The sequence below is a fragment of the Amycolatopsis sp. cmx-4-83 genome (assembly GCF_046548815.1).
Classification (GTDB): Bacteria; Actinomycetota; Actinomycetes; order Mycobacteriales; family Pseudonocardiaceae; genus Amycolatopsis; species Amycolatopsis pretoriensis_A.
In genome coordinates, this window is record NZ_JAEBEF010000004.1 from 378,552 (window position 1) to 391,401 (window position 12,850).

A 12,850-nucleotide genomic window follows, 5' to 3' on the forward strand; every position below is an offset into this window, starting at 1 on the left:
TGGTCGGGCTGTTGCCGCCGGTGGAGTACCGCCGGGCGCCGGACGAGCAGCAGCTGTTCGACGAGGCGTCGCTGCCGGCCTCGCTGCCGCTGATGCTGAAGCTCGACCAGGAGACCGAGTACCTGCTCTGCCGCGAGGTCGCCGCACGCGCGCTCGGGTACGTGCCCGAACCCGAATCGCTGCCCGGATGACCGCCGACCGGCGTGACACGCCCGCCCTACCGCACGTGCCGCCCCAGCTCCCCGACCTCTCGGGCCTGAGTTTCGGCGGAGGGGACCTCGGTGAGCACTTCCGGCGGCTGGAGGAGATCACGCGGCGGCGCGCCGAACGCGCGGCGCCGTCCGCGCTCTTCCTGCCCGACTTCGTCACGCTCGCCGCCGAGGACTCCCTCGACATCGGCGACGACGGCGAGGACCTGCTCGAGGACGCCCGCGCGAACGTCGCCCGCGGCGAGTACGCGCTCGCGCTGGACCAACTCGCGGAGTTCCTCGAGATTTCCCCCGGCCATGCCGAGGCGCGCTACCTGCTGGCCTACTGCCACTACCGGCTCGACGACCTGCTGACGGCGCTGGAGATCACGCTGCCGATGTGGCGCGAGCGGCCGGACGATCCCCAGGTGCGCCAGGGCGTCCTGGAGCTGCGTGCCACGCTGCGCGATGTGCTGACCCCCGAGGAGACCGACGCGTTCCTCGACACGCGTGAGCACGACCCGCGCGGCGCGGTCCAGAGGTTCCGGCGGTTCATCGAGCTCGCGCCCGAAGAGCCGGAACCGCCGTACCTGCTCGCGATCATGCTGGCGCTGGACGGTGACTTCGAGGCGGCGTACCGCACCGCACAGGCCGCGGTGGCCGAAGTCGAGGGCGACGCGAGTCAGCTCCGCACGCTCGCGGACGCGCTCCTGACGGCGGCGTTGCGGCCGTTGGCGAGGGATGCCGTGCATGCACTCGCCGACCGGGCGTACCAGCGGGCCCGCAAGGCGTTGCGGCGGCTGGATCGCGAGTGGCGCGAGACGGAGCTGGTTCGTGACTTCGACGCGTACCTCGAAGGACTCGCCCGCGGTGCGCGCTCGCCCGCGAAACCGTTGCCCCCGCCCCAACTCTCGCCCGAACGCGCGATGCGGCTCTACGCGCTGATCGCCGACCAGTACCGGGAGGAAGTCACCGGGCTGGTGGCGGACGGGCGCTGGGCTGCGGCCGAACGGGTGCTGGCCAAGATCCTGGACCTCGTGCCGGCCTACCCGCCTCCGAACTACCTGTACGCGTTCTGCCTGATCGTGCAAGGCAAAGAGCCGGACCGAGCCATCACCGCCGCCGGGATCGCCGCACGCGATCCGATGCTGGCCGATGCGGAGCTGCTGCTGGTCAGGGCCAAGGAGACGAAGGCGGTCCTGACCATCAACGCGGCGTTCGACGAGCACAACACCGCGATGGCCGCGATCGGCAGCCCGCCCACCCGCCACCAGCTGATCACCTTGCGCCGCACCATGGAACAGCTGCGAGACCGCGTGCCGGGACTGAAGGCGATCGCCGGCACCAGGGAGAACGAGCGGCACGTGCGGAAGCTCTCGGACGCCGTGGCACAGCGGCTGGCGGAGATCGACGAGGCCCTGGCCGCCGTGAACGTCAACGATCTGGTCCTGCGCTTCAACCGGTGGGCCGAGAAGGCGGGCGCCGATTCGCGGTCCGTGGCCTTGCTCGGACTGGGCGTCGGCCTCTACCGCGCGGAGCTCTCGGACCTCGGCCGGGAGGCGCGGCGGTTGCTCCGCTCCACCACCGATCCGCGGCAGCGGAAGGTGCTCCAGGACATCGTGACCGCGGCCGACCGGTTCGCGTGAAGGGGCAGCAGATGACCGAGCCCGAGAGCCACGACGGTTGGGACGTCTTCATCAGCTACGCGCGTGAGGACTACCAGAAGGCCAGAGATCTCGCGGACAGCCTGCACGAGTGCATCACGTCGCGAGGCGTGCCGCCGCGGATCTTCATCGACGTCGGCCGGGAGGGCTTCCCGCCGGGCGTCGACTGGGAGCAGTACCTGGAGACGGCGCTGCCCCGGTCCCGGTACTTCGTCGCCCTCTACTCGTTGCGGTACTTCACCAAGAACGTCTGCCAGTTCGAACTCCAGCGCGCCGTCGACCTCAACAAGGCGGGCAAGGTCGGGTTCATCCCGGTGCTGATGGAGGAGGCGGCGAAGGACAAGATCTGGTTCACCGCGAGCAAGTACAACTGGGTCGCCGTCACCCACCCGAACTGGTTCGAGACGCTGCGCGACGCGCTGGGCCTGCGACCCGCGCGCAACCGCAGGCAGCTCCGGTTCGAGGGACCGCTGTCCGGCGCCGTGGTCAACCACACCCTGCCCACGGTGCGGGTGTCGGTCACCGGCGCCGACGGGACGACGGTGCTGGAGAGCGGTGAGCCGATCACGCTCTCCACCGTGCCGCCCGGCTCCGGTCTCAACGGCACCCTCGCCCACCCGACCGAGCACGGCACGGCGACGTTCACCGACCTGTCGTTCCGCCGGGCGATCGAGTCCGTGCGGTTGCTCGCGCAGGCACCCGGCTGTGAACCCGTCGAGACCGCGCCGATCCAGGTGAGTCCGCCGGCGCCGCAGCCGAGCGGCCCGGACCGCGTGCACCCGCGCCTGCCCGCGAGCGGCCGCCAGGCGTTCTTCCCCGACGCGCGGCGGGTCGTCGTGCTGAACGGCGGGCACCTGTCCGTGCACGCGCTCGACGAACCCGGCCGCGTGCAGGGCACCGCACGCCTGGCCGGACGGCCACGGCTGTGGGCACGCGGGGCCGGTTCCGTGGCCGTCGCCGACTGGACCGGTCAGGTCGTGGTGGCGGCACCCGACGGGAGCACCCGCACGGCGAACCTCGCCCGCGCGCCCGGCCTCGCCGTGCCGGGAGCGTTGGTGTTCGACGGGGAGACGCCGCTCGCCGGCATGTGGAACGGCACCGTCTGGTCGCTGGCGGGACCGGAACCCGAGGCGGTGCTCGAGCACCGCGCGGGCGTGGGGTTGCTCGGGGCCGACGGCGAAGGACGGCTACTCGTCGGCGATCTGGACGGGGTGCTGACCGTGTACGACGAGGGTCAGGTCAAAGCCGAACACCAGCTGGAACGACTGCTGCTGGGCATCCACCACGGGCCGGCGTACACGCTGATCGCGGGCGAGCACCACATCTACCGCCTGGACAACGGAGCCGAGCGCCCGCTCGTCGTGGACCTGCCCGTCAAGCAGCTCGCCGACGCGCTGGTGGGGCCGGACCTGTCGATCGTGCTCAACGACGAGGGTCTCGGTGTCTGTTTCGACGCCGAACTGGGCGTGCACCTGGGTTTCCGCACGGTGCCCGGCGCCCGCGTCGTGTGCGCGTCCCGGGACGGCAGGCTGGTCGTCTTCGAGTACCCGGACGGCTCGCACGTGCTGATGCAGGACGGCCGCATCGAGGTCACCTCGGCCCACCCGCTCGCGATCTCGCCGGACGGGCGGCTCGCGGCGACATCGGACGGGCTGGGCACGCTGATCCTGCCGGTCGACGAGCTGCGCACCGGGGCGGAGGAACAGCCATGACCGCTCCGGAGAGCCGGCCCGAGGTGCTGCGTCCGGTCGCGGACAAGCTGCTGGCCCGCTACGAGCAGGGCGCCCGCCTGAGCGCCGACGAGCTGGACGCGTTGGCGGAAGCGTGTTTCCGGCTGGCCGTGCACCCCACGACACCATCGGCGGAGGCGCTTTCGCTGCTGGCGACCGCGCACCGCGTCGATCCGGACAACCCCAAGCACCCCTACCACGTCGGTCTGGTCCACCTGCGGCACGGACGGCTCGACGCCGCGCTGAGCTGGCTGACCGCGGCGGCCGGGTCCGCGCCCGCCAACCACCGGGTCTGGGCCCACCTGTCGATCGTTCACCAGGGCCTGCACGAGCAACGCGCCGGCACCCCCTCCTACGAAGGCGAGGAGCGGCAACGGGCTGAAGAGATCGCATCGGCCGTTCGCGCGGGCCGGGACCTGGACGGGGCCGCGCCGGCGTCGCTGGTGCGCCCTGGGGAGTCCCGTTGGTCCGGCATCCACGACATCAGCGCGGAACTGGTGCTGCGCAGGCCCACGGGCGCGCGCGGCCGGGACGTGGTCGCCGAGGACCTGCGGCGGATCGCCGAGCTCGCCGGGCGGCGGGCCGGCGGCACCGCGGCGTTCGCCGTGTCGGCCGTGCAGTGGCTGGTGCACGGGTATCCGCCCGCGACGATCCGCCGGCTCGCGGCACCGTTGGCCGACGGACCGGCCCGCCGCGTGCTCGACCTGGTGTGCGAGCTGTTCGAGGCCGACGAGGAGTCGCTGCCCGCCCGCCTCGCCGGTTGTCTCGAGCGGCGGGAGCTGCCCGATCTGCTCGTCGCGCTCGTCCACCAGCGGCGGTTGCTGTGGCGGCCGCTGCAGGTGCCGAGCCTGGCCGCGTACGCGGCGGCGCGCCGGTTCACCGGCGGTGATCCGGCGGCTCACCTCGACGCGATGGCGTCGGCCTTGCGGGCCATCGAAGCGGCCACACCGCCGAAGCCGCTGACCGATGTGGTGGTGGCGAAGGAACCGGATTCCGATCCGGACGCGCTGCTGGCGGCGTTCGAACGGGATGCCGAGTCCTTCGCACGGCTGAAGAAGAGCGCGAGCGACATCGCCAAATCGCTCCGCCGCGCCGATCTGGCGGACGCGTCCCGGATCCGTGCGGATCACGCGGTGCTGGCCGACATCGCGAAACGACTCGACCACGTCTGTGCCGAACGGGTGTGGGAGCTGGAGAAGGTCGGGCAGGCCGCCGTGCACAGCGCCCGCTCCGAGGAGTTCGGTGAGCGCTTCGAACGCTGCAAAAAGGCGTTGCAGGAACCGAGCCCGCTGAACGGTCACCTCAGCAAGATCCGCAAAAGGCTGCACTCGTGCGAAGTCTCGGACGCGGTACCGCCGTCCGCGGGTGTCGCCGAGATCGACCGGGAACTCGAGGCCTTCGCTCCGGCGACACGTGTCGAGCCCATTCCGCCTGGTGCCGAACCGGCCCCACCTCCGCCGCGTTCCGCCGACCCCCGGGAGCGGGTCGCCGCCGCGGTGGCAGCCGTCGACCGGTCGCTGGCGGGCAACGCCGCTCGTGCCTGGAAGTCACTCGACGCCTACCCGCCGTCGCTGCACCGCCGTTCCGCACTCGTGCTGCTGCGGTCCAACCTCGGCGGCCGCCTCGCCGAGTCCCAGCACCGGATGGGCGCGCACACTCCCGCCCGCAGGCTCTGGCAGGCGATGCTCACCGAGAACCCGATGTCCACCGCGGTCCTGCACAACCTCGCGGTCGCGCACACAGCGGCGGGCGACGTGGCCGCGGCGAACCGGTCCTGGAGCCGTTACCTCGAGGCCCTCTACTCGCAGGCGCTGCTCGTGGACTCACCGGCACGGGGCGCTGCCGAGCGGGCGGAGGTCCACCGCGTGCTGGCCGGTTCGTTCGGCACGGCGGCGTTGTGCGGCAGGTCGCCCGGCGACGGCGCACCCGACCCGCCGCCGCGCGGCGTCCCCGCCGAGCTGACCAGCCCGGCGCGGGTCGCGCTCGCCCTCGCCCACCTGCGCCTCGAGGAGCTCAACCGCGCGCTGTCGTACCGCGGTCCGGTGCTGCGCCTCGGTGTCACGCGGTCGGTGGGGCTTTCCCAGCTCGGCGAAGCGTTCGACGCCCGGCTGCACCTCGTCGCGACCGCCTGCGCACCGCTGCCGAGACGGGTGCGCGCACCGTTCGAAGAGCTGTGCCGTGCCGCGTTCCAGGCCGCCCACGAAGCCGCGTGCGACCCCGGCAGCCGGGTGCGTGCGGCGACCGACCCGGCCGAGGAGGAGGCGCACGTCGCGTGGACGCACGCACGCGTCCGCTGGAAGTCGCGCATCGCCAACGAGCTCCTCGGCGCGGACGACTGGCCCGTCAGCGAAAGCTCCGGCGAGATCCTCACCAGTCTGCGCCTGCTCGACGAGCTGCGACTGGACCCGGCCGACGAGACGGTGCGCAAGGCAGTCCTGCGGCTCGGCGCGCCGAGCACGTACCTCAGGCAGCTCAACGACCTGTCGGACCTCGCCGCCCGGTTCGCCGTCGAACGTGTCTTCCGCGCCGCCGAGAACCGGCTCGACTCCTCGGCGGACTTCCCCCGCCGGTACCAGCGCCTGTACCGGTCCTGGCACGCCACCGGCGCCCCCGAGCGCTACCTCGACCTGCTGGACGATCCGCACGCGGTCTACCTGCCGTCCGTGGAACACGCTCTCGACCTGCTGAACACCAACGCGCCGGACCACGAGGTCCGGGACGCGGTACTGGCGGCTTTGCCCGCCATGGAGCACTGGGTCACCCGGTTGCGTGGCGCCGCCGGCCCGGCCGCCATGCTCGGAGAACTCCTGGACGCGGTGGACGAGCAGGACCGGGCACGGCCGCTGCTCGCCGAAGCGCGTGCCGCCTGCATCCCGCGCGACTCCTTGGCGTACGTGCGCCTCTCGATCCAGTGCGACGACTTCAGCGACGCCCGTACACGGCTGCGGAGACTCGCCGGCCGGGGGAAACACCCGGAGGAGGTGCGCCGGCTGATGATCAAGGTCCACCGCCGCTGGATGCGGTGGGACGGCCCCCTGCCCACGACCGAGGAAATCGGAGACGACTTCGGCCAGGTGTCGTACCTCGACGCTGGCGACGCACACCGCCGGCTCCTGGTCGAGGTGACGATCGCCAAACACCGGCGCCGTCCGGGCGAGGTGGACTCGGACTCGCTGGCCAAGGACCTCCGCCGGCTGCTGCGTGACGACAAGGGAAATTCCCACGCCCGCTACCAGCTCACCCGCCTGCTTTACCAGCACGCGGTCTCGGTCCGCACCGCCATGCGCGCGACGTTCGGCGCACGGCGCGAGGCCCTGCGCGACGAATTGGCCCGCCTGCGCACCGAATGCGCGACGCATGCTTCCGCGTTGCTGGACCGCGACCCAGCCGACAGCTACCACGCACTCACGGACGAGTCCCAGTTCGTGGAGGTCCAAAAGATCGCCGCGAAGGTCGGCTGACGACGCACCGAGCGCAAATACGCACAGGGCAAGTGCGACGAGTGTGCCGAGCAGGTCGGAGACCACTGCCCGCACGGGTTGGCGCTCAGAGGCGATCACGCAACGCCTGCAGGGCTTCGCGCAGGTGCTCCAGCACGGTCAGCAGCGGCGGGATCGGCTCGTCGAGCGCGTCGTGGCGGCATCCACACAGGAGGGATTTGACAGGGCGGCAGCAGGGGCTGAGCCCGACGGTGACCGGGGTGGTCTCCGGGGCCGCGTGTTGTGCATGTGCATCGCCTCCTCCTCGTTCCGCAGTGCGAACCACCCGGTGCGGACATCCTCTGGATAGCCGGCCGGCGTGTTCGGCTACGCGCGTCGACCGAGATGTCTGCGGTGTCGATCATGTCGGCCAGGGGTGGTTCGGGCCGCGTTTCAAGTGGGTGGAGGCGGTGGGTGAGAGCGGTGTGGCGGCGTCCGGCGGCCGGGGGTGCGCACGGCCGCGGCGAGGGCTTCGCGGGAGCCGACGAGGATCAGCAGCCTCTTGGCGCGAGTGATGCCGGTGTAGAGCAGGTTGCGTTGCAGCATCAACCACGACGTGGTTGTGACGGCGTAAACCGACTGCTGATGTCCGTGGTTTGTGACTGCGGTCGGTGGTTGTTTGCTTGATCAACGTCGCTGGGAAGTGACGGCAGTGTGGGCGCGGTCAGAGTCCGGCGAGAAAGAGGATGCCGGCGGCGATGAGGCCGAGTTGGACGAGCAGGACGAAGACGTGTTCGCTGATCCGGCCGACGATCTTCTTGCCGGTCCAGGCGCCGAGCAAGGTGGCCGGGGTGAGGGCGACGCCGAAGAGCAGGACCTGCCGGGTGAGCCGGTCGTCGGCGCCGGTTCTTGCCGGTGGAGGAGGGGCTTGTCTTTGCGATCGCCAACAGGCTTCGCCGCGCGGCGGGACCCCGCGAGCCCCGGTGAGCAGTGCTGGGTGCCCGTGTCCGATCAGGGTGCGGAGCCGGTGGTGACGTCGAGGCCGCGGGCTGCCACCACGTCGGCGCGGCCGTCGGCTAGCCGGTAGCACATGCCCACGACCGCGGCCTGGCCCTCGTCGACCCGCTCGGCGAGCACGCGGGAGCGCTCCAGCAGCAGGTCCACCGTGTGACGGACGTGCTCGGCGAGGACCTCACCCGGTTCCACGCGACCGGCGGCCCGCGCCGCCAGCACGCTGGGTGTCACCCGCTCGACGACGTCCCGGATGTAGCCACCGGGCGTCACCCCGTCCTCCAGGGCAGCGGACGCGGCGCCCACCGCGCCGCAGGAGTCGTGGCCAAGGACCACCACCAGCGGGCAGTCCAGCACCGCTACGCCGTATTCGATGCTGCCGAGGACCTCCGAGCCGGCCACGTGACCCGCGGTGCGGACGACGAACAGGTCACCCAGGCCGCGGTCGAAGATGATTTCGGCGGCCAGCCGGGAGTCGGAACACCCGAACAGCACGGCGAACGGGCGCTGCCCCGGCGTGACCTCGGCGCGGCGTGCCGCGTCCTGGTTCGGGTGCTCCGGGGTGTCCGTCACGAAGCGGAGGTTTCCGGCGCGCAGGACCTCGAACGCTTCAGCAGGGGATGGGGACTCGATCTTGGCCATGGTCGTAGTCTAGGCGAGATGCGCTGATCACCTCCCTGCCAGCAAGTCGGAACTCCCTCGGTTGTTCGATGATCCGCGCGGCCTACTGCACCGCGACACCCGAAATCGACGTCGGGCCCTGGGCGCCACGAGTGTGTCGGCACCGCACCCTCCGTGGCGGGCGTGCCGGTCTGCGCGGGAACCTTCGTAGCAGCGGCGGTCGTCATGGTGCCTCATGCCGGCGCGACGGCGCTGAGCGTCAAACGAAGCGGAACACTACAACGGGTCAGGGGCCGGCAAGTCAATCTCGGTGTGCCGCGTGGCCAGGGTTGACGCCACATCGGCCAGCTTGACGTTCAGGTCCTGGGACGTGCGCCGGAGCACCTCGAACGCGGCGTCCGCGGAGACGCCGCGGCGGGCCATGATGATGCCCTTGGCCTGACCGATCACGTCTCGGCTTTCGATCGCTGTGCGCAGGTGCGCGGCCTTCAGCTCGGCACGGGTCACGGCGTCTGTGGTGGCCAGGGCCAGCGACGCGTGCGTGGCCAGCAGTAGCAGGACGTCACGGTCGGCCTCGTCCAACCCGTTCGCGGCCCGTGAAAAGACGTTGAGGGCGCCGACCGAGCTACCTGCCGGCGAGCCGGGGATCAGGGCGGTGGCGAGAACGGACTTGACGCCGAGCTCTACCGCAGCGGGTGCCCACCGCGGCCAGCGCGGTTCATCGGCCAGATCCGGGCAGATCGCGACGGCAGGCCCGCTGGGCACCGCTGCTTCAACACAGGGGCCCTCGGCGAAGCGGTACTGCAGCAGGTCCAGGTCCGTGGCGAGATCGTGGGTCTCGGCCGGGGTGTGGAAGCCACCATCGGCGTCCAGCACGGTGAAGCTGGCCAGGTCGGCGGCCGGAACCATCACGATCGTGGCATCGAGGATGCGCTGGAGCACGTCCTCGACCGAGGGGGCGGCCAGCAACGTCGCCGTCAACTGGGCGAACCGCTCAGCAAGCGGTGCGGGGCCGGTCGGGTCCACGTCGGCGTTCGACACGAACGCCTTTCTGTCGAGCTGCCAATCCTGCTCACCGGTCATGCCGTTCTCCCTGGAGTTCCCGCAGAAGACGGCTGCCTGCTCAACCATCGCAACGACCAACTTAGCCGTAGGGGTCGCCGCAGGAGGAGCGAGAGGTTCGCTCGAAGTTCGATCAGAGTAAAGGTGTGCTGCAGTGCGCCTCGCCGGCGAATCACTCACAGTCTGACCAGTCTGGGTTTGGTCGGCTGATCCGGGGCCTACGGTCGCCTTCAGGAATCGGGGCGAAGGCATGGGGTGGCGAGGATGGACGCTGGCAAGACTCTGTTCGCCCGGGTGTTCCCGCGCGCCCGTCGGGACCTGGACCGCCCGCAGGAGCACGACCTTCTCGCCGGCGAACGGTCCCATACCCGGCCGCGATCGACATCCCTTACCCGAGGTGGTGGCGGCGCTCGCCGGTGCGCTGCTGCTCGATGAGGACCCCGCCGTCTACTGCGTGCTACGTGGTCTCGCGCCCCCGGCGAAAGCACGGCGAGCGCGGACCGAGCGGGCCGTACCGGAACTCCTCGCTCTGCTGATCGCCTGGCCGCACACCACCGACTTCCTCAGCGCGGTCAGCGGGCGACGCCGACGGCCAGCTTTGCTGGCCTACGTCGACACCGTCGGCCGACTGCAGTCGGCAATCGAAGCGAACCACGGTTGTCAACCCAGCGATTCCGGTGAGGCGGTGACCGCAATCCCGCAGCTGACCGCCGCTGCGCCTGCCTCTTGGACAGCGGCTGTGTGGAACTGGTAAAAGGCGAGCGTGCAAGTGGTGGTGACCCGGTGGGTCAGGTCCAGGCCTCCTCGGGGAAGCGCCAGGCCTGCTCGCCGAGAAAGTCTTCCAGGCTGCGCGGCGGGCGGTTCAGCAGCCGGGACACCTCGGTAGTGATGGGCTGGTTACGACCTAGGCGGCGAAGGCGGCGAGTGCGTCGACGCGGGTGTCGAACACGCGCAGCACCGTCCCGGCCAGGCCGAGCAGCTCGAAGGTCCGCCGGTTGTGCACGCCGGCCGCGACGTGCATGGTCACCGCGTCGTCGGTGGCGGTGTGGGCCAGCCGGACGATTTCGTTGGCTCCGGTGGACGCCAGGAAGCTGACCTGCGTCAGGTCGAGTACGAGCCGCAGGGGTTGCCCGGCCAGGATGACCGCGAGGTCGTCGCGCAGGTGCGGGGTGCTGACCAGGTCGAGCTCGCCGGTGACGGCAACGACCAGCGTGGCTTGGTCGATCCAGGTCGGCACGACCTGCAGAGGCCATGTGCTCGTCGCGGTCGAATCCGCCACTTGCAGGAAGGGCGCAAGTTCACTGAACTGAGGGAGAAGGGCGGGTGGGACGCAGATACGCAGCCGAACGTACTCCCGCGCGCAATCCGAGGCCAGCTCGCGCAGTTCCCGCACCACGAAGTCGTCGGTGGACGTCACCGCGGTCATGGCGACGGTGAGCGCGCGCGGTGTGGGTGAGCGGGCGGTCAGCAGCGCCAGGCGCAGAGTGTCGCGAAGCTCGACGTGTGCCGCCGGGCCGACGGCGCCGGACACCACCACTTCCACATCGGCGTCGATGCCGGGGGAAGACATGGTGATCATCCAGGTCGGCTGCGCGCCGTGGTCGCCCATGCCGGTGAGTCTTCCAGCGCAGGTGTCCGTTGGCGCGCCGGCGTGATCGCTAGCCGGGCTGGCGGATGAAGGTCATCGTGACCGTGGTGCCGGCCGCGTTCTTCTCCACCACGGCTTCCGCGGACAGTGCGCGGATCAGCGGCAGCCCGCGGCCGTGCAGCGGTCCGGGCCGCGCGGCCGGCTGCCAGCGGCCGTGGTCGGCGACGGTGACGACCACGACGTCGCCGCGGTCGCAGGCGTGCAGGTCCAGGACGCCGTCGGCACCCCGGTAGGCGTGGACGACCACGTTGGCCATTGCCTCATAGGCCGCCAGCAGCAGCGTTTGCCGTGCTTGCTGGTCCAGGCCGGCGCGCTCGGTCCAGGCGTCGAGGTGTTCGCGCAGCAGAACCAGCTGTCCGGCAACGGCCGGCACGGCCAGGCACTGCAGGTCCTCCATCGCGGTGACCGCGCGCTCGTCGACACCTGGCTGGGGCTTGGGGGACGGGTCGGGCACGGCGATGGTCACCGGGAGAGCGCGGCGGAGACGGTCGAGGTGACGGCCAGCGCGTCGAGCAAACCGGTCAGTTCAAGGGTGCGGGCGACCGCGCTGCGCTCGGGAGCGACGACGCGGACCCGGGCGTTCGGACCCGCGTCACGCTGGGCTTTGAGCAGGACCGTCATGCCGACGGAGGCGAGGAACGAGACGTCGGTCAGGTCGATCACGAGCAGTTCCGGCTCGGCGGTGAGCCGCGCGGTGACGGCCTCGTCCAGCACCGGCACGCTGAGCAGATCGACTTCCCCGACTACGGTCAAGACGGTCACGCTGTCGATACCGCTGGGGTGGTGGGCCGCCACGCGCAAAAGATCCTGCGGGAGGAGTCGGCCCTCTGCGGTCACCTGTATCCCTCCGACTAGTACAACTATCCGTCTTTACCCTGTTCCTTCGGGGGCCAAACGTGAAGGTTTGTGTTCCGGTCATTCACGATGGTCGGGGTGGGTACCCGGCTGGACGTCGTTCCAGGACACCTCGCGCAGGTCACGGTGCACCCACTCGGCGATGTGGTCGATGACCCACGGCCTGCTCATGTCGTTCCGCTCCTAGCCGAGCAACCGCGCTCTCCGGCCCGGCGCGACTAGCACCGCGCGGATCACCGGAGTGCCTTCGGTGATCAGGTCGGCGACGCGTCCCAGCCGCTGTCCGGAACGGTCGTAGGCGGTCGCGCCGAGCAGGTCACTTGCGTACATCGCGGGCTCCCGGGATTCGCCAATCAGGTGCTCGCGCAGCCAGCCCTCCAGCGGCGGTTCGGCCAGCACCTCCGAGCGCAGCGACAGGGTGAGGTGGCTGCCGACCTCGGCCACGTGCTCGAACGGGATCCGCAGTAGTGCGGTGCCCCTCGGCGCGCAGCCGCGTCGCGACCGCGCCGAGCCAGGGCTGCCGATCCGTCGCCTGAGCGCGACCTGACCGGCCAGAAAGCGACGACGCGGACCCGGCCGTCTTCGCTTGCGGCGATCTCGGACCGCGGCGGTGATCTCGAAGGGCGTGGCGGCCTTCGTGGCGCTCGGCGTC

The 12,850-nt window shown here is 71.0% G+C and carries 12 protein-coding genes; 5 read left to right on the forward strand and 7 right to left on the reverse strand.

All coding sequences use genetic code 11. The annotated features are described in order from the left end of the window. Positions 1-20 precede the first annotated feature (20 nt). Genes ACLJQM_RS14260 through ACLJQM_RS14275 form a run of 4 tightly spaced genes read left to right on the forward strand, consistent with a single transcriptional unit; the run spans position 21 to position 7,043 of the window. Positions 21-191, forward strand: a complete 171-nt coding sequence (locus ACLJQM_RS14260; protein WP_410631592.1) for a hypothetical protein — start codon at positions 21-23, stop codon at positions 189-191. Beyond that, the gene (locus ACLJQM_RS14265) at positions 188-1,834 is read left to right on the forward strand and encodes a tetratricopeptide repeat protein (RefSeq protein ID WP_410631593.1); all 1,647 of its coding nucleotides are present in this window, start codon (positions 188-190) and stop codon (positions 1,832-1,834) included. The genes ACLJQM_RS14260 and ACLJQM_RS14265 overlap by 4 nt, the downstream gene beginning before the upstream one ends. Before the next feature lie 11 nt (positions 1,835-1,845). Then, positions 1,846-3,564: a TIR domain-containing protein gene (locus ACLJQM_RS14270; protein WP_410631594.1), complete on the forward strand. Its 1,719-nt coding sequence runs from the start codon at positions 1,846-1,848 to the stop codon at positions 3,562-3,564. After that, positions 3,561-7,043 carry a hypothetical protein gene (locus tag ACLJQM_RS14275; RefSeq protein WP_410631595.1) on the forward strand — a complete coding sequence of 1,161 codons (3,483 nt, stop codon included), beginning with the start codon at positions 3,561-3,563 and terminating at the stop codon, positions 7,041-7,043. The genes ACLJQM_RS14270 and ACLJQM_RS14275 overlap by 4 nt, the downstream gene beginning before the upstream one ends. Positions 7,044-7,454: 411 nt before the next feature. Here ACLJQM_RS14275 and ACLJQM_RS14280 read toward each other — a convergent pair whose 3' ends face one another. The 3 genes from ACLJQM_RS14280 to ACLJQM_RS14290 form a co-directional block, all read right to left on the reverse strand. Then, positions 7,455-7,607 (reverse strand): ATP-binding domain-containing protein, encoded by a 153-nt coding sequence (locus tag ACLJQM_RS14280; RefSeq protein WP_410631596.1) that lies wholly within the window; start codon positions 7,605-7,607, stop codon positions 7,455-7,457. 405 nt (positions 7,608-8,012) lie between these two features. Beyond that, on the reverse strand, positions 8,013-8,654 hold the full coding sequence (locus ACLJQM_RS14285; protein WP_410631597.1) for a carbonic anhydrase: 642 nt from the start codon (positions 8,652-8,654) through the stop codon (positions 8,013-8,015). Between the two features lie 255 nt (positions 8,655-8,909). After that, on the reverse strand, positions 8,910-9,716 hold the full coding sequence (locus tag ACLJQM_RS14290) for a GAF and ANTAR domain-containing protein (RefSeq protein WP_410631598.1): 807 nt from the start codon (positions 9,714-9,716) through the stop codon (positions 8,910-8,912). A gap of 379 nt (positions 9,717-10,095) precedes the next feature. On the opposite strand from ACLJQM_RS14290, the gene ACLJQM_RS14295 reads away from it, so the two are divergent. Next, positions 10,096-10,449 carry a hypothetical protein gene (locus tag ACLJQM_RS14295; RefSeq protein ID WP_410631599.1) on the forward strand — a complete coding sequence of 118 codons (354 nt, stop codon included), beginning with the start codon at positions 10,096-10,098 and terminating at the stop codon, positions 10,447-10,449. A 150-nt stretch (positions 10,450-10,599) separates the two neighbouring features. On the opposite strand, the gene ACLJQM_RS14300 is transcribed toward ACLJQM_RS14295, so the two are convergent. From ACLJQM_RS14300 to ACLJQM_RS14315, 4 genes are all read right to left on the reverse strand, one after another. Then, positions 10,600-11,304, reverse strand: coding sequence for an STAS domain-containing protein (locus tag ACLJQM_RS14300; RefSeq protein WP_410631600.1), 705 nt, complete (start codon positions 11,302-11,304; stop codon positions 10,600-10,602). Positions 11,305-11,353: 49 nt separating this feature from the next. After that, positions 11,354-11,809 (reverse strand): ATP-binding protein, encoded by a 456-nt coding sequence (locus ACLJQM_RS14305; protein WP_410631601.1) that lies wholly within the window; start codon positions 11,807-11,809, stop codon positions 11,354-11,356. After that, complete coding sequence (locus ACLJQM_RS14310; RefSeq protein ID WP_410631602.1) at positions 11,806-12,180, reverse strand: STAS domain-containing protein; 375 nt, start codon at positions 12,178-12,180, stop codon at positions 11,806-11,808. The genes ACLJQM_RS14305 and ACLJQM_RS14310 overlap by 4 nt, the downstream gene beginning before the upstream one ends. A gap of 201 nt (positions 12,181-12,381) precedes the next feature. Then, positions 12,382-12,642, reverse strand: coding sequence for a PRC-barrel domain-containing protein (locus tag ACLJQM_RS14315; RefSeq protein WP_410631603.1), 261 nt, complete (start codon positions 12,640-12,642; stop codon positions 12,382-12,384). Positions 12,643-12,850: the final 208 nt, after the last annotated feature.